The following is a 25,988-nucleotide window of genomic DNA, read 5'->3' as shown; positions in this document are numbered from 1 at the left end:
ACGTTTTAGTTTTACAATATTATTAAAAGGTACAATTGACTACTAGTGTATCTTTATTAAATTGAATGCTTAAATAATTAATTAGTTATGTTTAAAAACGTTAAAACAATCGTTGTTTTAGTTTTATTGAGTTCATTCGGATTGAATGCACAAAATAAAGTTCCGGTTTATCTTGATGATAAAAAGCCAATTGAAGAGCGTGTAGAAGATGCGCTTAAAAGAATGACAACCGACGAGAAAATTGCCATTATTCATGCGCAGTCAAAATTCAGTTCTCCAGGTGTAAAACGTCTTGGAATTCCAGAAAACTGGATGACCGACGGGCCACACGGAATTCGTACCGAGGTGAAATGGGACGAATGGGATCAAGCGGGTTGGACAAACGACTCTTGTATTGCTTTTCCGGCACTTACAGCACTTTCTGCAACTTGGAACAAAGAATTGGCTTCTTTATATGGTAAATCTATTGGAGAAGAAGCACGTTACCGTAATAAAAATGTGCTATTAGGACCTGGAGTAAATATCTATAGAAGTCCATTAAACGGAAGAAACTTCGAATATATGGGAGAAGATCCGTTTTTGACTTCAAAAATGGTAGTTCCTTACATTAAAGGAGTTCAGTCAAATGGCGTTGCAGCTTGTGTGAAGCACTTCGCATTAAACAATCAAGAAACAAATCGTAATACTGTAAACGTTGTGGTTGATGACCGCGCATTGTACGAAATCTATCTTCCGGCTTTTAAAGCTGCAGTTCAAGAAGGTGATGCATGGGCAATTATGGGATCTTACAACAAATACAAAGGACAGCAATGTTGTCATAATGAGTTTTTGTTAAACGATATTCTTCGTAAAGAATGGGGTTTCAAAGGTGTTGTAGTTTCAGACTGGGGCGGCGTTCATGATACAAAACAAGCTATTCATAATGGTTTGGATATGGAATTTGGTTCTTGGACAAATGGACTTTCTTGGGGAACAAGCAATGCTTACGACAACTATTATTTAGCAAAACCTTATGCAGAAATGATCAAAAAAGGTGAAGTTGGAACTAAAGAATTAGATGAAAAAGTGCGTCGCGTTCTTCGTTTAGCTTTCTTGACAACAATGGACAGAAATCGTCCTTTTGGATCTTTCGGAACACAAGAACATGCTGAGGCTGGCCGTAAAATTGCTGAAGAAGGAATTGTATTATTGCAAAACAACAACAATATTCTGCCAATCAATCTTTCTAAAACTAAGAAAATTGCCGTTATTGGTGAGAATGCAATCAAAATGATGACAGTAGGAGGAGGAAGTTCTTCTCTTAAAGCGAGATATGAAATTACGCCTCTTGAAGGATTAAAGAAAAGAATTGGCAATCAAGCTGAAATAGTTTACGCTCGTGGTTATGTTGGAGACCCAACAAGCAATTATAATGGAGTTGTAGCGAAAGTAAGTTTAGAAGAAAAACGTTCACCTGCTGAATTAACTGCTGAAGCTTTAAAAGTAGCTAAAGATGCTGACATTGTTCTTTTTATTGGAGGTTTAAATAAAAGCCCAAATCAAGATGATGAAGGTCACGATCGTAAAGGATTGGAGCTTTCTTATGGACAGAATGAATTAATCAGCCAATTAGCGAAAGTAAATAAAAACATTGTTTTCGTAAATATTTCTGGAAATGCTGTAGCAATGCCATGGGTAAAAGAAGTACCAGGAATTGTTCAAGGATGGTTTTTAGGAACTGAAGCAGGAAATGCTTTAGCAAGTGTTTTGGTTGGAGATGTGAATCCATCAGGAAAATTGACTTTCACTTTCCCAGTAAAATTGACAGATAACGGAGCACACGCTTTAGGTCAATTTCCAGGTGGTGACGAAGTGGTTTACAACGAAGGAATTTTTGTTGGATACCGTTGGGCTGACAAACAAAAAATCAAACCATTATTCCCTTTTGGACATGGATTAAGCTATACGACTTTTGCTTATGGAAAAGTTACTGCTGATAAAAAACAAATGACTTCAAGTGATAAAATAACATTCTCAGTTAATGTGAAAAATACAGGAAGCCGTGATGGATCTGAAACTGTACAGCTTTATATCAGCGATTTGAAATCTTCTTTGCCTCGTCCTGTTAAGGAATTGAAAGGTTTTGAGAAAGTTTCGCTTAAAGCAGGAGAAGAAAAAACAGTGACTTTTACAGTTGATAAAGCAGCTTTGAGTTTCTTTGATGACAAAAAATACGACTGGGTTGCTGAACCAGGAGCTTTTGAGGCGCTTATCGGAGCATCTTCAGCAGATATAAAATCTAAAGTGGGCTTCTCACTTCAATAATTTCATTATTTCTAAATTGGTTGGTTGTAAAGCTGCAAGTGTAAAAATTTGCAGCTTTGCTTTTGATTTAAATTTTACCATTAAGATATTAAGCATATTAAGGCTTTATTTTCTTAATTGTTTTTAGCAATATTAGATTCATTAAGTCAGTCTTAATTTTCTTAATCTCTTAATGGTTCAATAAAAATAAATGACATGAAAAATATTCTATTTGTTGTTTTCACTTTATTTGTGGCGCAAAATCTTTCGGCGCAGAGCCTTAATAAAATGCAATGGTTTAATGAGCCCGAAAAATGGGAAATTAAAAACAATGCATTGATTATGAATGTGACTGCAAACAGCGATTATTGACGAATTTCGCATTACGGATTCACAGTTGATGACGCGCCTTTTTATTACGCAACATATGGTGGAGAATTTGAAGCCAAAGTAAAAATCACAGGAAATTACATTGCCCGTTTTGACCAAATGGGATTGATGATTCGCATTGACGAGAAAAATTACATTAAAACCGGAGTAGAATTTGTTGACGGAAAGTTCAATGTCAGCACGGTTGTAACACATGAAAAAAGTGATTGGAGCGTAACAACACTAGATAAAGCGCCACCTTTTATCTGGATAAAAGCAGTTAGAAGACTAGATGCTGTTGAAGTATTTTATTCTTTTGATGATAAAAACTACATCATGACCAGAAACGCGCCATTACAGGACAATACGCCAGTTATGGTAGGTTTGATGGCCGCTTCGCCAGACGGAAATGGTTTTGAAGCTAAATTTGAAAATTTCACCGTAAAACATCTTCCAGACCAAAGAAGATTAGAATGGCTGAAAAACCACCAATAACAATTATCAATTATCAATTGAATTAACAATTTATAATTTACAATTAACCATTAATTATGACCGATATTAAACCAAAAAAGCATTATGAAATTTTAGACGGATTACGCGGTGTTGCCGCTATTTTAGTTGTTACGTTTCATATTTTTGAAACCTTCAATGGCGGAAACCGTTTCAAACAAATAATCAATCACGGCTATTTGGCTGTCGATTTCTTTTTTCTCTTATCCGGATTTGTTGTCGCTTACGCGTATGACGATCGTTGGGGAAAAATGACGCAATGGGAATTTTACAAACGTAGATTAATTCGCTTACAGCCCATGGTTGTAATGGGAATGATCATTGGCGCCATATTTTATTATTTTCAAGCTTCAGATATATTATTTCCAATGATTGCAAATATGGAGGTTTGGAAAGTAATTGTAACAATGGTGATTGGGTTTACCTTATTGCCAATTCCGCCTTCATTAGAAATCAGAGGCTGGGGCGAAATGCATCCTTTAAATGGTCCGGCATGGTCACTTTTTTTCGAATACATTGCAAACATCTTGTACGCCCTAATTTTTCGCAAATTTTCGAACAAAGTACTATCAGTTTTCGTGCTGATATTTGCCGGACTTTTAGTTAATTATTTGATTTTTGGACCAAAAGGCGATGTAATTGGGGGTTGGTCATTAAACTTGGAGCAAATGAATATCGGATTTACGCGTTTGCTGTATCCGTTTTTTGCTGGAGTTCTACTTTGTCGTTTAGGGAAATTAATTCATTTAAAAGGCGCTTTCTGGATTTGCAGTATTTTGATTGCTATTGTTTTGGCTTTGCCAAGATTTGGAGACGAAAACTCACTATGGATAAACGGATTATATGAATCATTCTGTATTATTCTAGTTTTCCCGTTAATCGTTGCAATTGGTGCCGGCGGGCAGATTAAAAATGCTTTTTCTGCTAAAATATGCAAGCTTTTAGGTGATATTTCATATTCAATTTATATCACGCATTATCCTCTTATTTATTGGTACACAGCGTGGGTTGTAGACAATAAAGTTTCGCTTGAAGACGGATTCCTTCCTGGAATTACGCTTCTTGTAGCGGCTATTGTTTTGGCATTTGTATGTTTAAAATTATACGATGAACCAGTTAGGAATTGGCTTCAGAAGAAAGTAGGTTCAAAGGTTCAAAGTGACAAAGTAGCAAAGGCATAAAGATAAAACTTTGTCCCTTTGTTACTCTGTTCCTTTGAACCTTAAATAAAAATATTGAATTTCTAATTTTGTTAGTTATAGATATTCAAAAAAGGGATGAAACTTTATAGTTTCATCCCTTTTGTATTTGTAGAGACGCACAGTAGTGCGTCTTTTTTTTGCCACAGATTAAAAGATTAAAATGATTCGACTTTGTTAATCTGTAAAATTGATCTATTGTTTATAACGTTGCGTAGAGGCACTGCTGTGCGCCTATACAGATATAGATGGAGAATAATAAATTAGGAAGAAATTAAAAACAGAAAGGGATGAAACCATAAAGTTTCATCCCTTTTGTATGTTAAGCTCAAAGTGAAAACCTCTGTTCCTATGAACCTTTGCTTCTTTGAACCTTTAAAAAGATTTATTCTAAAACTAAAGCTCCCAAAGCTTCTTTGCTGAAACCTTTCAATTGATCCATTTTTCCAGCTTTAATTTTTGCAACCCAATTTGGATCAGATAGAAGAGGTCTTCCAACAGCAACCAAATCAAAATCGCCTCTGTCGAAACGTCTGTTTAGTTCATCTAAAGAAGTTGGTTCAGAGCTTTCTCCTGCAAAAGCACCGAAGAAATCACTAGAAAGTCCAACAGAACCAACAGTAATTGTTGGAGCTCCAGTAACTTTTTTAGCCCATCCAGCAAAGTTCAAATCAGAACCTTCAAATTCAGGTTCCCAGAAACGGCGTTGTGAAGCATGTACAATATCAACTCCGGCATCAACAAGAGGCGTAAGCCAAGCTTCTAATTCTTGCGGATTTTTAGCTAGTTTATAATTATAATCAGAAGGTTTGAATTGAGAAAAACGCATGATAACTGCGAAATCATTTCCAACTTGTTTTCTGATTTCTTTTATTACTTCAATTGCAAAACGATTACGTTCTGGCAAAGTTTTTCCGCCATAAATATCTTCACGCAAGTTTGTTTCAGCTCTAAAGAATTGATCAATCAAATAACCATGTGCACCGTGAATTTCAATAGTATCAAAACCTAATCTTTTAGCATCAGCGGCCGCTTTACCAAAAGCAAGAATAGTTTCTTCAATATCTTTTTCGCTCATTGCGATTCCATTTCTAAAATCAGGACGGTTTAATCCAGATGGACCTTCAAAAGGAACAGGAGGAACCCATCCAGAGTGGTGGTTGTCCATAACTCCCATATGCCAGATCTGCGGGCCCATTTTTCCGCCAGCAGCATGAACTTCGTCAATGACTTTTTTCCATCCGTTTAGAGAAGCTTCGCCGTAAAAATGAGGAACATTTGCATCATTTGATGATGAAGGCCTGTCAATTACAGTTCCTTCAGATAAAATTAATCCAACTTCGCCTTCCGCTCTTTTTTGGTAATAAGAAGCTACATTATCAGTTGGTACTCCATTTGGAGAAAAAGAGCGCGTCATAGGCGCCATTACGATTCGGTTTTTCAGGTTTAACGATTTTAAGTTAAACGGAGAAAACAGGTTGTTTGTACTCATAGTAATTTTACAAATTAGATTGAATTAATTTACTAAGTGCTTCAAAGGCACCTTCGTTGCGTTTATAATAAGTCCATTGCCCAACGCGTTTGGCTTCAATAAAACCTGCGCGTTGCAAAATAGACAAGTATTCTGATACAGTTGATTGCGTCAAACCGGCTTTGGCCTGAATTTGTCCCACACATACTCCGTGCTCAAATCCACCATGTTCCAGTTGACCGGGAAAGTTTATTTCGGGTTCTTTCAGCCATTCCAGCATTTGCAATCGGGACTTGTTTGAGAGAGCTTTAAAAATTTCTATATTTTCCATGATGCAAATATATCGACTTTTCCCGATATATCAATTTAAAGAAAAATATTTAGCATTTTTTTATGATGGAGAAGAAGAAATGACGAAGATTTTAATAAAGAAAATTTATATTTGTTTCGTTATCCTAATTCTCATTTTATGTCATTTCGACGAAGGAGAAATCACACTCGTTAATCGATAAAGATTGTCGATTCTCTTTGTTGAGCTTCTAGTGTGATTTCTCCTTCGTCGAAATGACAAATAAACAGCCCCAAAAAACAAAAACAAACTTAATCAATTATGAAAAAAACATTACTTATTTTAGGCTTCTTATGTTGTGTAATCACCAGTTCAAAAGCACAAGTTGTTGGAGTTGATGTTGGTGATATTGCGCCAGAAATCGAGCTTCCTGACACTAAAGGAAATGTTGTGTCGCTTTCTTCTTTCAGAGGTTCATTAGTTCTTGTGGATTTTTGGGCTTCTTGGTGCGGACCTTGCATTAAAGAACAGCCAGCATTATTAAAATTGCATAATGCTTATCCTGATAAATTATCAATCTATAGTGTTTCAATGGATACAAAAAAGCCATTATGGACGGCTGCAATTGCAAAAGGAAAATTGCCTTGGACCAACGTAAGCGACTTAAAATACTGGAGTTCGCCAGTTGTAAGTGCGTATATGCTGCAATCTGTTCCACTGAATTTTTTAATTGACAAAAACGGAATCATTTTAGCTAAAAACATCCACGGAAAAGCATTAGAAGATATGGTTAACGGGTTGTTGACTAAATAAATTTTGTTTCAAGTTTTCTTTGTTTCAGGTTTGAAGTTCTCTCGAAGCCTCGGGATCAAGCTTCAAACCCGACAGGTTTTAAAAACCTGTCGGGTTTACTTTTGCGGACAACCGGTTTCAAGTTCAAAGTTTCAAATTTCAAACCCGACAGGTTTTTAAAACCTGTCGGGTTTACTTTGCGCATAACCTGAAACCTGAAACAAAAAAAAGTCCCAACATCAGGGACTTTTTTTAATTATTCATTTTCTGTATTTGCCTTTTTAACGCCTCCAAAACTCGATTTCATCATTTCTCTGATTTGGAATTGCGATTTATTTCGGGTTGCGCTTTTCCATTCGTCAAAATCATAAATATGAATTTTGTCGGCATACGGATTAGTCACAAAAAATAGTCTGGATATTGAGAATTTATAATATTTTAATTCATGCGAAATATGCCGATCTGGAACGACAATAAGAATCGTTTCCCAGTCCAGAAAATTCTTAGAAACATCTTCTCTTTCAGTTAATCCAAGAGATTCAAAAAAGGCAAGAATCTTTTGGTCATTATTCTTATCGATCTTTTCATCGATACGTTTAATGGCGCTCAGAAGCTTTTTTTCATCTTTAATAACACTCATAATAGTCTTTGTTTTTTTTTATTTTAGTATAAAATTACACCAAAAGAAAATTATTTCAGAACGTAGAGCCAATAGAATGATTCTAAATTTTAGTAGCTATTTTTTGCGGGGTGTACAAGGATAATAGTTTATGTTTTTGATAAAATACTATTAAAATAACTGCCTTCAAAAGCCTAATTTTATATTTTCTAACGATCACCAAACTATTTTTCATGAGAAATTCTTTTCTTAAAAAAGCTTTTTGCGTTTTTATTTTTGTGTTTTCAAGTCTGGCTTTCGCCCAAAACAAATCAGATCGAGAATTGATTTTGATTGATAAAGACTGGCGATTTTCATTTGGACATTTATTTGATGCTGAGAAAGATTTTGGACATGCAACAGGATATTTTTCTTATTTAACAAAAACGGGTTTTGGTGATGGCCCGGCTGCAAAAGATTTTGACGATCGTGCTTGGCGAAAACTCGATTTGCCGCACGATTGGGCGGTTGAACAAGACTTTAGCGAAAGCGGCAGTTTCAGCCACGGATTTAAAACCGCTGGAAAAGGATTTCCGGACAAAAGCATTGGCTGGTACCGCAAGAAAATAAATATTCCAGAAACCGATAAAAACAAAATTATCAGTTTGAAATTTGACGGCGTTTTCAGGAATTCAAAAGTATTTTTTAACGGTTATTATCTCGGAACAGAACAAAGCGGTTACAACGGATTTGAATATGATGTAACGGCTTATGTGAATTATGGCGGAGAAAATACAATTGTGGTTCGCGTTGATGCCTCGATGGAAGAAGGTTGGTTTTATGAAGGTGCAGGTATTTACAGGCATGTTTATCTGCAAAAAACAAACCCTATTCATGTTAAGACAAATGGAACTTATGTTACTTCGGAAATAAAAAATAATGAAGCAACAATTAATGCCGAAGTTGCAATTGAAAACAAAGGAAATTATAAAGGTTCGATTGAAATCATTCAGACGATTTTTGATGCTTCGGGAAAACAAATTGTAAGTGTTTCGGAAAACGGAAATGCGCCAGAATTTTACAAAACTTATAGTTTTACTTCGAAATTAAATGTCAAAAATCCGCTTTTGTGGGATGTTGATTCGCCAAATTTATATCGCTTAGAAACGCAAATTAAGCAAAACGGAAAAGTAATTGATAATTATGAAACGCGTTTCGGAATCAGAACAATTAAGTTTGACCCAGAAAACGGCTTTTTCTTAAACGGAAAACCTTTAAAATTAAAGGGAACCAATAATCATCAAGATCATGCCGGAATTGGAACCGCTTTGCCGGATGAAATTCAGTATTACCGAATTAAAAAATTGAAAGAAATGGGTTCGAATGCCTATCGTTGTTCACATCATCCTCCAACTCCGGAACTATTGAAAGCTTGCGACGAACTCGGAATGCTCGTTATTGATGAAACTCGATTGATGGGAATAAATGATTATCATTTGAATGATTTAAAACGAATGATAGAACGCGATCGAAATCATCCGAGTATTTTCTGCTGGTCAGTTGGAAATGAAGAATGGAATATCGAGGGCAATATTGTGGGCGAAAGAATTACAAATGTAATGCAGAATTTCGCTAAAAGTATTGATTCTACGCGACCTGTAACAGTCGGAATCAGCAGTGGATTTAGAAGCGGAATTTCATCTGTTGTTGAAATTATGGGCTATAATTATCTGGGAAACGGCGATATTGATGCACACAGAAACGAGTTTAAAAACCAACCCGGAATGGGAACGGAGGAAGGTTCAACATTCGCAACGCGAGGCATTTATTTTACAGATGATGCCAAACATTATCAAAGTGCATACGACAAAAAACCACGTCCGAGTTTTTATAGTATTGAAGAAGGCTGGAAATTTTATGCAGAACGCCCGTATCTCGCCGGAATGTTTATCTGGACGGGTTTTGATTATCGCGGAGAACCAACGCCTTATGGCTGGCCGTCGGTAACGTCGTATTTCGGGATGATGGATGTTTGCGGTTTCCCGAAAGACAATGTATTTTATTTGAAATCATGGTGGGGAGATAAACCTGTTTTGCATCTTTTGCCACATTGGAACTGGAGTGGAAGGGAAGGAAAAGAAATCGATGTTTGGGCATATTCCAACTGTGATGAAGTGGAGCTTTTTCTGAATAAGAAAAGCCTCGGAAAAAAGAAAATGATGAAAAACAGCCATTTAGAATGGAAAGTGAATTATTCGCCCGGAACGCTTGAAGCAATTGGTTATAAAAACGGAAAAAAAATCGTAACAGATATTCAGAAAACTACTGGAAATGCTGAAAACATCAAACTTTCTGCTGACAAAGAAAATCTTCCAAATGCGAAAGTTAGCGTTGTTACTGTTGAAGTTACAGATAAAAATGGTTTGCACGTTCCTACGGCCGACAATGAAATAACGTTCGCCATCAATGGGGGAAAAATTCTTGGAGTAGGAAACGGCAACCCGACATCACTTGAAAAAGATCAGTTTATTGACGATATTAAGCTCGTTCCCATAACTAATCTTAAGGAACTTGCAGGGAATATCAATGAGGTAGGTAAAGCTTCAGATGTTGCTGAAGAAAACTGGAAACCAGCTTTTAAAAACCGCGATTATAAAAATCAGGCTTCATATTATATTTATAAAGGAGAATTTGATTTAAAGACTATTTCAAAATCAGATATTGTAACTTTTTTTTACAAGAAAATTGGATTAGAAACACAAGTTTATATCAATGGAAATGAAGTAAAAGCAACTGCTGAAGATCCACAAAAATATATTTTGGATGCGGTCTCGCTTCTTGATGGAAAAAACGAAATTTTTATTACTGTAAAACCTCTCCAAAAAGTAAAAGATTGGGACGTTATAAACACAGATCCCGGTATTATTCAGGTTATCAGTCCCGCAGAACCTTGGAAAAGAAAACTTTTTAATGGCTACGCTCAAATTATCATTCAAAAAGATGATAATGTCAAAGAAGTTGTTTTATGCGCTTCCGCGAAAGGACTTCGATCTGCGATTTTAAAGAATTAATTAGTGGTTTAACCGCAAAGTGCGCAAAGATTTACGCAAAGGACGCAAGGGAAAAAAACTTTGTGACTCTGCGACTTTGCGAGATTATTTCGCTCAGCTAAAAAAAACTTTCGACCCTTGCGTAAATCTTAGCGCTCTTTGCGGTTAGACATGAAACATGAAACATGAAATAAAATAAACTAAAATAATATTGTTTGATTTTCATAACTTTGCAAAATGAATAATCAGACAGAAACTCAGAATTGCGATTTTACTTCAGATTTAAAGCTGAAAGGTTTTAAGGTATATCAAATAAACGGCGACGTAAGCAAAATTCCTGTTTACAGTCGTAGGGATTTTTATAAAATCTGCATCAACACCAGTAAAAGCTTAATTCAATATGCTGACCGCGGGATCGAAACCGACGGAACAATTCTGTTTTTTGGCAATCCGATAATTCCCTATTCGTGGGAAACTATTTCTGGCAAATATGAAGGTTATGCTTGTGTTTTTACAGAAGATTTTTTACGATCAAAAGATCGATCAGAATCACTTCATGAATCGCCTTTGTTTAAAATAGGAGGAACACCAATTTTTTCTTTAAACGCTGAACAAAAGGTTTTTATAGATTCGTTGTTTCAAAAAATGATCAAAGAATATGAAACCGATTATGTTTTTAAAGACGATTTGATGCGCAGCTACGTCAATTTGATTATTCATGAATCGATGAAAATGCAGCCGTCAGAGAATTTCTTCAAACATAAAAATGCATCTGCCCGAATCACTTCTTTGTTTTTAGAATTATTGGAAAGACAATTTCCGATAGAAACTAAAAACGAGCCATTAGCATTAAAAACACCTCAAGATTATGCGCAAAGTCTTGCCGTGCATGTCAATCATCTAAACAGATCTGTGAAAGAAGTGACAGGAAAACCAACAACGGCGCATATTACAGAACGAATCATCAACGAAGCAAAAGCTTTGTTGCATCATACCGACTGGAGTATTTCAGACATTGGTTATTCCCTTGGATTTGAATATCCAAGTTATTTCAATAATTATTTTAAAAGACTTACAGGAACGATTCCAAAATCGTTGAGAATGTAAATTGTTTCATTTTCATAATTTTTTGTTTGAATATTGTAATTTTTAAAAGGCTGTCCTATCCTAATTTTGCCTTGAAATTACAGTATTAATCATTTATCAGTTTTTAACGGACTAAATATTACTTCATAAAGCGCATTCTAGCTTTCTCATTTTAGTTTCCTGATACTGATAACTCTAAAACAATATTAATTATGAAAACATCAGACAATTAGTGTAATAATTCCGTTTTTCCAAAAAGGAAATTTTAGCGCCTTCAAATTATTTTACAGGAAATCCTGAAGGTGAATTTATTCTTCTTCATCATTTATTTTGATGAAAAAAATATTAGTAAATTGTTAAGAATGAAGAATATAACAGTTTTAAATTAAATCAAACTCAAAAAATAAGTAAATTTATGTCAACAAATTATTCAGCAGTTATTGAAGAAGGAAAAGTCCCGAATACATTTATGACAGGCGACGTTTCTTATAAAAAACAAACCAGCGATATTCATCCTGAAAATACTGTTATAAAGGAAGTTACATTCGAAGCTTGCGCAAGAAGCAACTGGCACAGCAATGCGAGTTTGCAAATGCTCATTGCGAAAGAAGGAGAAGGCTATTATCAGGAAAGAGGATGCGCAGCAAGAAAGCTCCAAAAAGATGAAGTAGTTACGATTTTACCGGGTGTTGAGCATTGGTATGGAGCAACTCCGTTTAGCAAATTCACCTACATTACGATCATAACAGAAATTGATAAAGGCCACGGAATCTGGCTGGACAAAGTAACCGATGCAGAGTATTTTCTTTTGAGTTGCTAAGATTCTGAGGTTCTAAGATTCTGAGGTTCTAAGATTCTGAGGTTCTAAGATACTGAGGTTCTGAGATGCTAAGTTTTGCTGATGTAATCTCACGCAAAGTCGCAAAGACGCAAAGTTTTTATTTCTAGTGTGCTTTGTGATTAAAACGTGTCGTCTGAAACCTGAAACCTTAAACCTTAAACCTGAAACAAAAAAAAAACAAAAAAACTAAAAAACAGTAAATATAAATTATGGAAACAAAAAACATAAAAGCCTTTGGTACAGAAGCGGCCGAAGCACCATTAAAAACATTAGACATTCAAAGAAGAGCTGTACAGGCTCATGATGTAGAAATCGAAATTTTATACTGCGGTATTTGCCATTCCGATTTACATTCGGCTAGAAATGAGTGGCACGGAACAATGTATCCAATTGTTCCTGGACACGAAATAGTAGGTAGAGTTGTAAAAGTGGGCGATCACGTTAAAAACTTCAAAGTAGGCGAATTAGCCGGAGTTGGTTGTATGGTTGATTCTTGCAGAGAATGCGAGCATTGCAAAAGTGACTTGGAGCAATATTGCGACGAAGGAAGCATATTGACATTCAATTCGCCAGACAAACATTTAGGCGGACACACTTTTGGAGGATATTCTCAAAGCATTGTAGTCGATGAAAATTATGTGCTTCATATTTCCGATAAATTGGATCTTGCAGGAGTAGCGCCTTTGCTTTGCGCCGGAATCACAACATATTCACCATTAAAACATTGGAAAGTTGGTCCTGGACAAAAAGTGGGAATTGTTGGTATTGGCGGTTTAGGTCATATGGGAATCAAATTGGCGAAAGCAATGGGAGCTCATGTAGTCGTTTTCACAACTTCGGTATCAAAATTTGAAGCTGCAAAAGAACTTGGTGCCGATGAAGTAGTTTTATCTACAGATCCAGCACAAATGGCAAAACATACAAAAAGCCTTAATTTTATTTTGGATTGCGTTTCTGCAGAACATAGCATCGATGCTTACTTGAATTTGCTGAAAGTTGATGGAACTTTAACTTTAGTTGGCGCACCAATGGAACCACTTCCTGTAACATCATTCAGTCTTTTGTTAGGCCGAAGAAGTTTTGCTGGTTCAGCTATTGGTGGAATTGCCGAAACTCAAGAAATGCTTGATTTCTGTGCAGAACACAATATTACCGCAGACATCGAATTAATTGGTGTAAACGATGTAAACGACGCTTATGAAAGACTTTTAAAAGGCGATATTAAGTACCGTTTTGTAATTGATATGGCTTCTTTGAAATAAATGAGGTACTAAGATGCTAAGGTTCTGAGTAAAAAAACTTAGCCCCTTAGCATCTCAGCACCTTAGAACCTTTTAAAAAAAACAAACGTTGAGATATTTAAAGGCAAAGTAAAAGCTTAGCCCCTTAGCATCTCAGCACCTTAGAACCTTTAAAAAAAACAAACGCTGAGATATTTAAAGGCAAAGTAAAGAAAACTTAGAGTCTTAGTATCTCAGCACCTTAGAACCTTTAAAGAAATGCAAAAAAGAAAACTAGGAAATAGCGGTCTTGAAGTCTCAGCGTTGGGACTTGGCTGTATGGGAATGAGTTTTGGATACGGTCCTGCTCATGACAAAAGTGAAATGATAAGTCTTTTGCGCTCGGCATACGAAAAAGGAATTACTTTTTTTGATACCGCCGAATGTTATGGACCACATTTAAACGAAGAATTATTGGGGGAGGCTTTAGCGCCTTTTCGCGACAAAGTTGTGATTGCAACTAAATTCGGTTTTTTAGGAGGAGATGCTACAAAAGGAATGGACAGCCGTCCTGAATGGATTAGAAAAAGCATTGAAGGTTCGTTAAAACGATTAAATACAGATGTGATTGATTTATATTATCAGCATCGCGTTGACCCGAATGTTCCAATGGAAGACGTTGCGGGAACGATAAAAGATTTAATTCAGGAAGGAAAAGTGAAGCATTTCGGACTTTCAGAAGCGGGAGCGGAGAGTATTCGTCGTGCGCATGCTGTTCAGCCCGTTACGGCGTTGCAAAGCGAATATTCGCTTTGGTGGAGAACTCCTGAGCAAGAAATTTTTCCAACATTAGAAGAACTCGGAATCGGATTTGTACCTTTTAGTCCGTTGGGGAGAGGTTTCCTTACGGCAAAAATTGATGAAAACACACAGTTCGACAGCACTGATTTTAGGAATTCATTGCCTCGTTTTGCTCCAGAAGCCAGAAAAACAAATCAGGCTTTTGTTGAATTGATAGGAAAAATGGCTGCCGAAAGAGGCGTTACAAACGCACAAATTGCATTAGCATGGAATCTAGCTCAAAAACCTTGGATTGTACCAATTCCAGGAACTACAAAACTACATCGTTTAGAAGAAAATTTGGGTGCTTTAGATTTAAAGCTTTCTGCTCAAGATCTTAAAGAAATCGACGAAGCAGCCTCAAAAATCACAATCGAAGGATCAAGATACCCAGAACATTTGCAAAAAGTGACTGGAAAATAATTTTAAGGTTCTGAGGGTCTAAGATGCTAAGGTTCTAAGATTTTAAAAAAAAACTTAGTCCCTTAGAACCTCAGAATCTTAGCAACCTAAAAAAAAGTAACCCCTCAAGCAATTCAACTCTTGAGGGGTTTTTTGCAAAGATTTGGGGTTCTTAGATGCTTAATTACTTAGCATCTCAGGACCTTAGAATCTTAGCGTCTAAAAATAAATAATAACCAATTAAATTTATTTTACTTCTTGTCCAAATTTTGTTTCAGCAATTTAGCATGTTCTAAATGTGCTGTCAAACCTGCAATATTATTTGAAGCCCAAAGTTTCACATCATTATCAGTAGCGTCTTCGGCTGCTTTTTGAAGTTTTTTGATGGCTTTTTCGTGACCGTCGATCATCATATCGGCAAATTTTTTGTCAAAATCAAGACCCGATTTCTCGTTTAGTTTATTGTATTCATCCTGACCTTCTTCGGTAAGAGTAGTTGGAAGTGTAAAGTTTTTAGCTTTCGCCAAAGCGCTAACTTCTGAAGCCGATTTTGTATGCTCATCAACAAGCATTTTTCCGAATTTTTTCACCTCAGGATTAGTGCTTTTTTGTTGTGCCAATTTCCCGATTTCGATTTCAGCCAAATTAATTTCTGCCTGATCCACTAAAAATTCAGAATCATCTTCTTTGCTGTCAATTGAGTCGAATTTTGCTTCGTTGGCATCTTCAGCAACCTCTTTTGGATCTTCTTGTTTGGTTTCGTTTTTACAAGATTGAAGAAATAGAATAATAAGTCCTGCTCCTAAAATTGCTTTACCGGCTAATAGTATCTTTTTCATGATTTTAATTGTTTGAAAGTTATAATGTAAAATTATTTAGAAGATAAAGGAATCTCTTACAGGATTTTTGGAGATTGTTATATGATTTGGATGACTTAATCTCAAAATAAGGTTTACCGTAAAATAAATTTGTTTTTAATTACAATATTTGTTTTAGATTCAATTGCTGATGGTTTACTAAATAATATAAAAGGACTATTAATATGAGAATAATTAAGATACTTTCAGGATTATTATTTATAGGAATATTATTTCTTTACTTCAACTTTTTTTCAACTTTTGTAATGCCTTGGCAAAGAGATGATGCAATTAATGCGGCATTAACTTGGGGGCAATTAAATAAACTTCCCGAAAATGCAGAGATTATTTACATGGAAAAACCTGGAAGTATGTTCACAAGACAATTTATTATTGAATTTACAAGTTCTGAACCTGCAATTAAAAATTGGATTTTAAAAAGTAAAGGTTTTAAAAATGTTAAACCCGAAATAAGAAATGGAATTAAAACATATGAAATTCATCCAAGAGACAGTGAAGCTTATGGAGGAAAAGTTAAAATAGAAGGAACTAGAGTTTTGATAAATATGAGCTGGAGCTAGATTTAATATGAGATTTTGAAATTCTATTGAAGCAGAATTAACTAAATATTATACTATTTTTTAGGAAATCCCATTCGTATAACGAATGGGATTTTTGTTTTTAATTTATTTCACTCTTAAACAATCTTTGCGGAGCTACTTGCGAAGATTTCTCCTTCGTCGAAATGACAAGATTGCGATGAAAGCTAGGCATCTGCAAAAAAATTAATGGTATAATTCAAAATTTATAACTCAAATTATGAAAGTTAAAACCAAAATTCTATAACAGAATCCCCTTACTTTTTTGGGAACTTTGACATACCATACATTTTAAATCATTAACCTAAAATTTAGAAGTCATGCCCAATCCAAGAATTAAAAACGAAAAGCAGTACGAGGCTCTAGTTGAGAAAGGATACAGCAAAGAGAAATCGGCTCGAATTGCCAATACTCCAGACGCTGGCGAGAAAGGCGGAAAAGCAAAACCATATGAAGAATGGACAAAAGAGGAATTGCTGAAACAAGCCGTTAAAGTTGGAATAAAAGGACGTTCCTATATGAACAAAAAAGCCTTAATACATTCATTGAGAAATAATTAAAAAATTAAAACCATGCCTGCAAAAGTCGCTCAGCAAAAACTTATGAATCAATTAATCAAGTCACCGCATTTGGTACTTGAAAAATTGGATTTGGTTTACGTAAGCAATCAAAAATTGCCAATTGAACGATGCGAAAGCGAAGATGGTTTTGTTTATAAAAAAAATGGCCGCTGCATTAAGCAAAAAAGCGAATTAAAACGCTTCAGCAGTTTAGTTTTGCCCCCAGCATGGGTAAATGTGCATATTTCAGATTTGTCAAACGGACATTTGCAAGCGGTTGGTTTAGATGTAAAGAACAGAAAACAATACCGTTATCATCCGAAATGGAATCAAATACGAAACCAAACGAAGTTTTACAAAATAGCCGAATTTGGTCAAAAGCTTCCCGCGATACGCAAACAAGTCGATCGTGATTTGGAGCAAAAAGAATGGTCTAAAGAAAAAGTAATTGCATTAGTGATTCGGTTAATGGAAGAAACGCATATCAGAATCGGGAATGAGAAATACGCAAAAGACAATAAATCGTATGGACTTTCGACGTTGAGAAAAAGACACATCAACATCAATAAAAATTTCCTCCGATTTGAATTCGTCGGAAAAAAAGGAAAACAGCACACGATTACAACCAGAAATAAACAGCTTATAAAACTGGTTAGCCGATGCGAGGAAATTCCGGGTTGGGAAGTTTTTAAATATTACGACAAAAATGGCGAACGCAAAGTTTTAGACAGTCATATGGTCAACGAATATCTGCATGAAATTTCGGGAGAATATTTCAGTGCAAAAGATTTTAGAACTTGGGCAGCTTCAATAATATTCTTTGAAAATTTAATGGAAATCGGAATTTCATCAGACGAAAAAGAAATCAAAAAAAACATCATAACCGCATACGACGCCACAGCCGAAGCACTTGGAAACACAAGAAATGTATGCAAAAATTATTACGTTCATCCGCTTTTGGTTTCGACTTATGAAGATGGATCGATTCAGCCCTATTTTGACAAAGCAAAAAAGAGCCGAAGCAATAAAAAATATTTTTCACGCTCAGAAACTGCTTTCGCAGAATTGATCGAAAATTATCAGGTCAATTTAAAATAAATCACAGTTATAGAGCTAGAAATAAATCGTTTAGAGTTAATGCATCTCCTTTAAAAGCATGAAATTTGAGAAACAAACAAAATCATTATTAATTAAAAATCAATTATTATGTTACGTTGGACAGTCATATTTATTATTTTGGCAATAGTTGCCGGAATATTTGGTTTTGGTGGCATTGCCGCTGGAGCAGCTAGTATAGCAAAAGTTTTATTTTTTATATTCTTGGTGTTATTTATCATTTCGCTTATCAGTGGCCGAAGAAGTGTATAAACCAAAGAATCTCAGTAAATAATAGCGATAAAAACGACACAACTATATTTTGGTATTTTGTGTCGTTTATCTTTTAAAAAATAACAATTATGGGAACAAAAAGCGGTGCTTATCAAGATGTTTACGTAAAAAGAGAAGACGAAATGGTAAGCTTGAAAAATGATGTGACAGATTTCTGTGAAAAGTACATAAAGCCTGTTCATCCTCAAAACTGGGACTGGTCGGTTCGTGATTTTGAAAATCCTAAAAACGACCCAACAAATGCCGAAGCAAGAGCGATTGCAAATGTCGTTTATAAAGACTTGCTTGATACTAAACACACCGAAGTCGATCTTTCGACAATGAATAATGTCGAAGCGATTAAAGCGTATTTAAATCCAAAAAGCAAGCATGCCGAATTTAACATGGAGGAATTTGCGTATGCATTGAAAGTGGAACTTGAGCACGGAAAAATCAAAGACGTGAATGTGACCAATAATCATCCGTTTTTAACGGCAATGATTGCGCTTGCACATATGACCGAAAGCCTGACGTATTACAAACGCTTGCAAGTAATGGAAGCAGAAGGCGAGATTTATGAAATTATGCGAAAGATTGAAAATTCATCGAAAGGAAAAGAAGCCTGGTATAAAGAATTAGGCAAAGCCGAACAAGAATTGACCGAAGCCAGAGCAGGATTAACAGAGCGTCTTCAAAAAATGGATGACATCCCGACATTGGAAAAAATTGGCGATTAAAATTAATCCTATCGTAGAGACGCATTTTAATGCGTCTACACATTTTAATGCGTCTACACAACGATTATCCATTTTACATAGTAACGAACAGAAATACAATTATTTTCACCTAGAAAAAACATAAAAAAACCGTTAAGTTTTTACGCTTAACGGTTTTTATTTTTTAAAGTTTGAAATATTATTTTCTTAAATCGTCATCTGAGTACGAATCATCATCTTCTTGTACGTCGTCCTCAATATAAGTATTATCATCATCGTTATCATCGTCTTCGTCATTAAAATCGTCTTCATCTTCGTCAAGATCTTCTAAATCGTCTTCCGTTTCATTAAAATCATTTTCAAAAGTGTCGGCGGGATTATCAAATTCATCGTTTTCTACTTCTTCGTCTAGATCTTCATCGATATAATCATCGTCATTTTCAAGTTCCACTTCATAGACATTATCATTGCTGTCATCTAAGTCACGGTCGTTATGAAAATCGTCATCTAGATCGTCTAAATCGTCGTCGCTATAATCCATAGTTTCATCAGGATTTGGCTTGTCTGGGTTATGTCCATTTCTTACCGTATAACCGCGATTTGCAGTTTCTTCAATACTGTTGTCGGTATTTTTTTGATCATCTAAATCATAGAGTTCTTCATTCATTACCGTATTCCTGTTGGCGGCGTTTGGGTTTCTATTAAGAATGCTGTTGTTTTTATTTATAGTATTCATGATTTCGAGTTTTTATAATTTCTATAAAACAAATCTACTTCTAAATACAAGAGTATTCCTTATAGAATTGTTTAGTGTAATTGTATAATTATCAGATGTGTAGAATAGAATTTTATTGAAGAATGCTATAACCCAAGTGGCTTTTCGAATGGTAATTTTATTAACTGTTAAAAATGAAAATAAAAACGAAAGATTATGCCCGAAGGACCATCCATATTGATTTTAAAAGAAGAAGTACAACAGTTTTCTGGTCAAAAAATAATTGAAGTTTCTGGAAACAGCAGTATTGATATTCAGCGTTTAAAAAACAAAAAAATCGAGTCATTCAAAACTTGGGGAAAGCATTTTTTGATTTGCTTTGATGATTTTACAGTTAAAATTCACATGCTTATGTTTGGCACCTACCGCGTCAACGAGCAAAAAGAAACCAAACCCAGACTGCATTTGAAATTTGCTACAGGCGAAATCAATTTCTACACCTGTTCGATTAAAATACTGGAAGGTGATGTAAATCAGTATTATGACTGGAGCGAAGATGTGCTGAATGAAAACTGGAATCCGAAGAAAGCGAAAGAAAGTCTGGACAAAATTCCTGACGAAATGATTTGCGATGCGATTTTAGATCAAAATATATTTTCGGGAGTAGGCAACATCATCAAAAATGAAGTTTTGTACCGATGCTACATTCATCCAGAATCGTTGGTTGGGAAAATTCCGCCGGAGAAAATCACTGAGATAATTTCGGAATGCTCCGTTTATAGTTTTGAATTTTTGTATTGGAAAAAAAAGTACGAATTAAAGAAACATTGGCTCGCCTACACAAAAAGTATTTGCTTGCGTTGTAATTTGCCTTTCATGAGAAAACACACGGGAAAAAGAAACCGCCGAAGTTTTTTCTGTACCAATTGTCAACAGCTTCACATATGAAAAATGATATTTTAATAGGATGTTCGAGTTATAATAATCGGTTTTGGAAAGGCATTTTTTATCCCGAAAATCTGCCTACGTCAAAATGGTTTGATTTTTATTGCCAACATTTTAAAACCTATGAATTCAACGGTAGCTTTTATAAATTTCCGACTTTAAGAATCTTTGGAAATTGGTATAATAAAACACCTCCTGATTTTTTATTTTCGGTAAAAGCGCCAAAAGAAATCACACATCTTAAAAAGTTTATTGACTGCGAAGTTTTATTAAATAACTTTTATAATTGTTGCAAAGAGGGTTTGAAAGATAAATTAGGTTGTATTTTATTTCAGTTTCCGCCGAGTTATTCGTTTACCTCTGAAAGACTGCAACATATTATTCAAAACTTGAATTTAAGCTTTAAAAATGTAATTGAATTTCGTCATGAAAGTTGGTGGAATGAAGAAGTTTGGACCGCTTTTTTAGAAAACAACATTACATTTTGCAGTGTGAGCTACCCAAAATTACCGCAAACCATTTTCACCGATTTTCCGCTTGTCTACGTTCGTTTACACGGAATCCCGAAGCTTTTTTATTCGCGTTATACTTCTGATGAATTGTCTGAAATCAAGGCAAAAATAGAGTCTAAATCGGGATTTGTGTATTTCAATAATACAGCAAGCGAAGCAGGAATTTTGAATGCTTTAGAGATGAAGAGAATTTTATTTTAACCGCAAAGTCCGCAAAGAAAAAAACGCAAAGCACACAAAGAAATAATTCCTGCGAACCTTGCGTAAATCTTTGCGGACTTTGCGGTTAAATTGCAGCTCAAAAAACTACTGCAATTGCAAATTACCTTCAACACCGTCATCCATAGTTTTTCCAGTAACAAGCGCTGCGGTCATTTTAGCGATTGCGACCAGTTTGCCGTTTTTGTTGTTCCAGTAATAACCATCATCAGGAACTACTTTTATGACGCTTAAATTTGGATCGTCGATGCCGCCTGGCATCCAGACTTTTACAATTGGATCGTACAAATCCTTGATCGTTTCTCTGTCATATTTAATAGTTGCTGATCCGTGAAGAGTCAGGAATTTATCGTTTGGTTCAGCAAAAAATATTTCTACTGTAGGGTTCATTGTAATATCGGCATTTTGGCTGCTGTTTCGGTCAGACAAAAACCAAAGATTGCCCAAATCATCAATTTTTTGAACCGACATTGGTCTCGACTGCAAACGGTCGTTATTGTAAGTGCAAAACATGCAGGTTTTTATGTTTTCTGCTAATTCTTTTATCTTGTTTACCGCTAATTCTTCGGTAAGGTTTTTATGATCTCCCATGACTTTATAATTTTAATTATTGTATAAATCGTTGAATTTGTTTTGTTTGAAAAAAATCTTCCAAACAAAGTTGCGGTTTTTAGAACGGAAAGATTTATAGAATTATATTTTAAAATTATCAGATTTCAATTTTGGAGTTTTGTCAGAAAATTTTAACAGAATATTGTGTGTAAACTTATTTTTTTTATCTTTACAAAAACAGTTTAACCCTTTCTACATGAACGATTTGTTAATTTTCTATACAGATGATGACGAAGACGATTTGAGTATTTTTGCCGATGCCGTCGATTCATTATCAAAAGATATAGTTCTGCAAACTTACACGGGTGGAGAAAAGTTACTAAATGCAATAGCACACGCACCGCCAAAGCCGGATGTTATTTTTTTAGACTTGAATATGCCCGGAAAAAATGGCTTTGATGTCCTGACAGAACTCAAAGGATCTGATGAAAATAATGATATTCCAATTATTATTTTTTCAACATCAAATGAACCAAGTATCATTGAAAAAAGTCTCGCTTTGGGAGCTAATTTTTTTATTACAAAACCGGTTTTGATGAAAGATATTATAAAATCTATTGAACATTCATTATCCATAAATTGGAAAGAATTTGTTCCAGACCAAAAAACATTTGTGTACAAATTATAATCTCAGCACCTAACAAAAAAAAAAGAAATACCAGATTCATTTTCAGCAAATGAATCTGGTATTTTTTTATAATTCCGGCAGGAAAACTTTAAATGTTGCTCCGTGGCCTTTTTCACTGCTTGCTTTGATGATTCCTTTATGGTTTTCGACAATTTTTTTTACGATTGCAAGACCAATTCCAGTTCCCAGAAATTCGCTTTCGGTATTTAGACGTTGAAAAACTTCAAAAATTCGTTCTTTATATTCATCATCAAAACCAATTCCGTTGTCGGTAATTCTCAGGCAGAAGTAAATTTTATCAGGATAATCAACCTTGAAATTTAATTTATGTCCAATAACTCTCCGCGCTTTAACTTGAATATGGGGAGGAACATCTTTACGTGAGAACTTCAACGCATTTCCAATCAAATTGTGGAGAAGCTGCCTAAATTGAAAAGGCATTACAGTTCCTTCTCCAAGAGGCTGAAGATCAATAACTGCATTTTTTTCTTCAATTCGGTCAGAAAAATCCATAATGACTTCCTCGGCAATTTCATCTAAATTAGTTTTTACAAAAGTCCTCTCGGCCGAATTGGTTCTGGAATAAGCTAGAAGATCTTGTATCAACGCCTGCATTCTTTTGGCCGAAAATTCGATACGTTCTAAATAGGTTTTGGCTCTCGCCGAGATATTCTGTTCGTCCAAATCGGTTAGTCGGCTGGCAAAAGTCTGTATTTTTCGCAGCGGTTCCTGCAAATCGTGGCTTGAAATATAGGCAAACGACTGCAATTCAATATTCATGTTTATCAAATCCTTGTTTTTGCTTTCGAGTTCTTCGGTGCGCTGTAAAACTTGTTTTTCCAGCAAATCGGTAGAATCTTTTTGATCCTGAATATCGGTACTTGTTCCTACCCACATCTGAATTTTTCCTTCGGCATCTTTTTGCGGAATCGCATGACTGGAATACCATCTGTATTTTCCGTCGTGACGCAGAAATCGATGTTCAAATAAGAAATCATTACCGGTTTTAATTGCTTCCATCCACCGATTAATATTTTCTTGACGATCGTTAGGATGAACAATCTGGAGCCATCCGTTTTGATTGATATTGATTTTAGACAAACCAGAATAATCATAAATCGATTTATTAAAGTAATTTAAATTTCCGAGTGCATCGCTGGTCCAAACAAACTGCTGAATTGAGTCGGCAAGGAGTCTGAATCTTTGTTCGCTTTTCATTAAAATTTCCTGATTATTTTTTTCGTCGGTAATATCCATTACAATTCCGAGCATTTTTACAGGATTTTTCAAATCATCAAAAAACATTTTTCCGTGCACTCTGATCCACGCAACCGAATCATCTGGTTTAAGAATTCGGGCTTCGTATTTGTAAACCGTAGTTTTAAGCGCCTTTGCGAATGCTTTTTCAATCACCGGAAAATCTTCTTCAAAAATTTGGCTTAAAATCTGCGCTCGGGTAACTTTTTTGTTTTTTTCGAGGCCAAAAAGCGTCAGCAAATTGTTCGAATAAATTAATTCCTGCGTAGGAACATTTAAATCCCAAGTTACGATTTCGGCAATTTCAGAAGCCAAGCGGACTCTCTCTTCTGCATCTTCCACTTTTTTTCTGGCCTCGACTTTGTCTGTAACATTATTCACGTTGATCATTACCGCCGAAATATCTCCATTTGGTTCAAAAAGCAGTGTATATTGATAATCGAGATAAAATTTCTTGAGTTTGCCTTTAATTTCGATGTATGCTATCGATTCATTTTCACGAATCGTTTTTCCGTTGTGCAATACATCGTTTAAAAGCTGTGGATATTTTTGATGCAGCAATTCCGGAAAAACTTCCAAGGCTGGTTTGCCAATCGTTTCGCTTTCTTTTTTCTGCCAAATATCTAGCAGCATCGTTGTGTTGGCCAATTCGATAATATGATCTTTTCCTTTAAAAATCGTCATTGCAATTGGCGACTGCATAACTAGATTTCTAAAAGCTTTTTCTCGTTCAGCTAGCAAATATCTTGTTTTTACGGATTCTGTTACTTCATAACCTACGACAATGACGCCTGAAATTTCGTTGTTTTCCTCTCGTAAAGGATGAAAAACAATATTAAAATAGCATTCTTCTTGCTTGTCATATCGATTTAAAGTTACACGAAGTTCATCTGTAAAATAAGGAATTCCTTCTTCATAAACTTTAGTAATCAGCGGATAAACAGCGCTTTTAGTCTCAGGAACAGACTCAAAAACTGGTTTGTTAAGTGTTTCTTCTTCTGTTTTGTCAACAATTTGATAATAGGTATCATTTGCCAACTCGACAATATGATCAGGACCTTTAAGAATTGCAATGCTAAGAGGAACCTGCTGTACAATGTTTTTAAAACGCTTTTCGCTTTCTTCAATGGCATTTCGCGCCGTAACCTGGAGTGTTACATCATTTGCAATAGCGACAATTCCTGATATAGAACCGTCAGGTTCATATAAAGCTTCGTAAACAACATTAATAAATGTATTTACAATTTTGCCGTTTCGGGTTAATTTTACCGGAAGCTCATTTGCAGTAAAGCGCTCGCCGGTCAAATAGACATTCATTAAAATGTCTTCCAGACCTTGTCCGGCAGCTTCGGGCAGTGATTTGAAAATAGGTTTGTTGAGAACTTCATTTTCTTTTCGTTCCCAAATTTCAAGCATTAACCGGTTGGCAATTTCAACAACAAAATCTTTTCCTCTCAAAATGCACATGGCGCTTGGAGCCTGCAAAATGTTGTTTCGATAGCGTTCGTTGCTTTCTTCAAGTCTTTTGCGAATATTTACTTTGTCTGTAGTTTCGGTGCAGACGACCAAAACGCCAGAAATTTTTCCGTCATCATTTGAAACCGGACTATAACTGAACGTCCAGTAAACATCTTCTAACTTTCCGTTTCTGTAAATAGGGACCAATTGATCTTCATGCCAAGTAGGTTCGCCATCTGTGAGAACTTGATCTATTAATGGACCAATAAAATCCCAAATTTCCGGCCAGTATTCAGCGCCTTTTTGACCTAAAATATCAGGGTGTTTTCCTTCGTTTCCAAGACTTGGACGATACGCATCATTATAAAAACAAATATGCTCAGGCCCCCAAAATAAAAACATTGGGAATCGTGAATGCAAAATGATGCCTAAAGTCGTTCGAAGACTTTGAGGCCAGGTTTCAACTGCTCCAACGGGAGTTTTGCTCCAATCTTTGGCACGCGTCAGGGCACCCATTTCGCCTCCGTTTGAAAGAAAATCGTAGTTAGTATTGTTCATTAAAATTTGTTTTTTTGCGCTTTGTTGAAAA

At 35.4% G+C, this 25,988-nt stretch carries 23 protein-coding genes and 1 pseudogene; 17 read left to right on the top strand and 7 right to left on the bottom strand.

The features are described from left to right. The first annotated feature begins 87 nt into the window (after positions 1–87). From FND99_RS13755 to FND99_RS13745, 3 genes and pseudogenes are all read left to right on the top strand, one after another. Entirely contained in the window at positions 88–2,304 is a 2,217-nt protein-coding gene (locus FND99_RS13755) for a glycoside hydrolase family 3 C-terminal domain-containing protein (RefSeq protein WP_144338523.1), read from the top strand. Positions 2,305–2,499: 195 nt separating this feature from the next. After that, positions 2,500–3,147, top strand: a pseudogene (locus FND99_RS13750) (DUF1349 domain-containing protein). A 56-nt stretch (positions 3,148–3,203) separates the two neighbouring features. Next, positions 3,204–4,346 (top strand): acyltransferase family protein, encoded by a 1,143-nt coding sequence (locus tag FND99_RS13745; RefSeq protein ID WP_144338522.1) that lies wholly within the window; start codon positions 3,204–3,206, stop codon positions 4,344–4,346. Between the two features lie 403 nt (positions 4,347–4,749). On the opposite strand, the gene FND99_RS13740 is transcribed toward FND99_RS13745, so the two are convergent. Further along, the gene (locus FND99_RS13740; RefSeq protein WP_144338521.1) at positions 4,750–5,856 is read right to left on the bottom strand and encodes an NADH:flavin oxidoreductase; all 1,107 of its coding nucleotides are present in this window, start codon (positions 5,854–5,856) and stop codon (positions 4,750–4,752) included. Between the two features lie 7 nt (positions 5,857–5,863). Further along, positions 5,864–6,166, bottom strand: a complete 303-nt coding sequence (locus FND99_RS13735; protein ID WP_012025367.1) for an ArsR/SmtB family transcription factor — start codon at positions 6,164–6,166, stop codon at positions 5,864–5,866. 279 nt (positions 6,167–6,445) lie between these two features. Between FND99_RS13735 and FND99_RS13730 the strand changes: the two genes are divergently transcribed. After that, complete coding sequence (locus FND99_RS13730; protein WP_144338520.1) at positions 6,446–6,937, top strand: TlpA family protein disulfide reductase; 492 nt, start codon at positions 6,446–6,448, stop codon at positions 6,935–6,937. Positions 6,938–7,172: 235 nt separating this feature from the next. Here FND99_RS13730 and FND99_RS13725 read toward each other — a convergent pair whose 3' ends face one another. Beyond that, entirely contained in the window at positions 7,173–7,556 is a 384-nt protein-coding gene (locus tag FND99_RS13725) for a hypothetical protein (protein ID WP_144338519.1), read from the bottom strand. 212 nt (positions 7,557–7,768) lie between these two features. Here FND99_RS13725 and galA point away from each other — a divergent pair, with 212 nt between their 5' ends. From galA to FND99_RS13700, 5 genes are all read left to right on the top strand, one after another. Beyond that, positions 7,769–10,585, top strand: a complete 2,817-nt coding sequence (galA, locus tag FND99_RS13720) for a beta-galactosidase GalA (protein WP_144338518.1) — start codon at positions 7,769–7,771, stop codon at positions 10,583–10,585. Between the two features lie 216 nt (positions 10,586–10,801). Further along, a complete protein-coding gene (locus FND99_RS13715) occupies positions 10,802–11,671 on the top strand; it encodes a helix-turn-helix domain-containing protein (RefSeq protein ID WP_144338517.1) in 870 nt (289 codons plus the stop codon). A gap of 394 nt (positions 11,672–12,065) precedes the next feature. Next, positions 12,066–12,470, top strand: a complete 405-nt coding sequence (locus tag FND99_RS13710; protein WP_144338516.1) for a cupin domain-containing protein — start codon at positions 12,066–12,068, stop codon at positions 12,468–12,470. 230 nt (positions 12,471–12,700) lie between these two features. Beyond that, positions 12,701–13,753, top strand: coding sequence for an NAD(P)-dependent alcohol dehydrogenase (locus FND99_RS13705; RefSeq protein WP_144338515.1), 1,053 nt, complete (start codon positions 12,701–12,703; stop codon positions 13,751–13,753). Positions 13,754–13,990: 237 nt separating this feature from the next. Continuing rightward, entirely contained in the window at positions 13,991–14,974 is a 984-nt protein-coding gene (locus FND99_RS13700) for an aldo/keto reductase (RefSeq protein WP_144338514.1), read from the top strand. Between the two features lie 230 nt (positions 14,975–15,204). Here the strand turns inward: FND99_RS13700 and FND99_RS13695 are convergent, their stop codons facing one another. Beyond that, entirely contained in the window at positions 15,205–15,792 is a 588-nt protein-coding gene (locus FND99_RS13695) for a DUF4142 domain-containing protein (protein WP_144338513.1), read from the bottom strand. A gap of 203 nt (positions 15,793–15,995) precedes the next feature. On the opposite strand from FND99_RS13695, the gene FND99_RS13690 reads away from it, so the two are divergent. The 5 genes from FND99_RS13690 to FND99_RS13670 all read left to right on the top strand — a co-directional run bounded on the left by FND99_RS13690 (position 15,996) and on the right by FND99_RS13670 (position 19,074). Next, the gene (locus FND99_RS13690) at positions 15,996–16,391 is read left to right on the top strand and encodes a hypothetical protein (RefSeq protein WP_144338512.1); all 396 of its coding nucleotides are present in this window, start codon (positions 15,996–15,998) and stop codon (positions 16,389–16,391) included. Between the two features lie 338 nt (positions 16,392–16,729). Next, positions 16,730–16,969, top strand: a complete 240-nt coding sequence (locus tag FND99_RS13685) for a DUF7218 family protein (protein ID WP_144338511.1) — start codon at positions 16,730–16,732, stop codon at positions 16,967–16,969. A gap of 12 nt (positions 16,970–16,981) precedes the next feature. Next, positions 16,982–18,067, top strand: a complete 1,086-nt coding sequence (locus tag FND99_RS13680; RefSeq protein ID WP_144338510.1) for a DNA topoisomerase IB — start codon at positions 16,982–16,984, stop codon at positions 18,065–18,067. 108 nt (positions 18,068–18,175) lie between these two features. Continuing rightward, on the top strand, positions 18,176–18,337 hold the full coding sequence (locus FND99_RS13675; RefSeq protein ID WP_084157389.1) for a DUF1328 domain-containing protein: 162 nt from the start codon (positions 18,176–18,178) through the stop codon (positions 18,335–18,337). Positions 18,338–18,426: 89 nt separating this feature from the next. Then, positions 18,427–19,074 (top strand): DUF5661 family protein, encoded by a 648-nt coding sequence (locus tag FND99_RS13670; protein ID WP_144338509.1) that lies wholly within the window; start codon positions 18,427–18,429, stop codon positions 19,072–19,074. A gap of 178 nt (positions 19,075–19,252) precedes the next feature. Here the strand turns inward: FND99_RS13670 and FND99_RS13665 are convergent, their stop codons facing one another. Further along, positions 19,253–19,789: a hypothetical protein gene (locus tag FND99_RS13665; protein WP_144338508.1), complete on the bottom strand. Its 537-nt coding sequence runs from the start codon at positions 19,787–19,789 to the stop codon at positions 19,253–19,255. Between the two features lie 195 nt (positions 19,790–19,984). Between FND99_RS13665 and FND99_RS13660 the strand changes: the two genes are divergently transcribed. Together FND99_RS13660 and FND99_RS13655 are read left to right on the top strand one after the other, a co-directional pair. Then, positions 19,985–20,716 (top strand): DNA-formamidopyrimidine glycosylase family protein, encoded by a 732-nt coding sequence (locus FND99_RS13660; RefSeq protein ID WP_144338507.1) that lies wholly within the window; start codon positions 19,985–19,987, stop codon positions 20,714–20,716. Further along, positions 20,713–21,426, top strand: a complete 714-nt coding sequence (locus FND99_RS13655) for a DUF72 domain-containing protein (RefSeq protein ID WP_144338506.1) — start codon at positions 20,713–20,715, stop codon at positions 21,424–21,426. The genes FND99_RS13660 and FND99_RS13655 overlap by 4 nt, the downstream gene beginning before the upstream one ends. 105 nt (positions 21,427–21,531) lie before the next feature. Here FND99_RS13655 and FND99_RS13650 read toward each other — a convergent pair whose 3' ends face one another. Then, on the bottom strand, positions 21,532–22,035 hold the full coding sequence (locus FND99_RS13650) for a pyridoxamine 5'-phosphate oxidase family protein (RefSeq protein ID WP_144338505.1): 504 nt from the start codon (positions 22,033–22,035) through the stop codon (positions 21,532–21,534). Between the two features lie 217 nt (positions 22,036–22,252). Here FND99_RS13650 and FND99_RS13645 point away from each other — a divergent pair, with 217 nt between their 5' ends. Then, a complete protein-coding gene (locus FND99_RS13645) occupies positions 22,253–22,684 on the top strand; it encodes a response regulator (RefSeq protein ID WP_144338504.1) in 432 nt (143 codons plus the stop codon). 66 nt (positions 22,685–22,750) lie between these two features. Here FND99_RS13645 and FND99_RS13640 read toward each other — a convergent pair whose 3' ends face one another. Next, on the bottom strand, positions 22,751–25,957 hold the full coding sequence (locus FND99_RS13640) for a PAS domain-containing protein (protein WP_144338503.1): 3,207 nt from the start codon (positions 25,955–25,957) through the stop codon (positions 22,751–22,753). Positions 25,958–25,988 lie beyond the last annotated feature (31 nt).

It is taken from the genome of Flavobacterium daemonense (genome assembly GCF_007341385.1).
Lineage (GTDB): Bacteria > Bacteroidota > Bacteroidia > Flavobacteriales > Flavobacteriaceae > Flavobacterium > Flavobacterium daemonense.
This window is presented reverse-complemented; position numbering and strand designations above follow the sequence as displayed.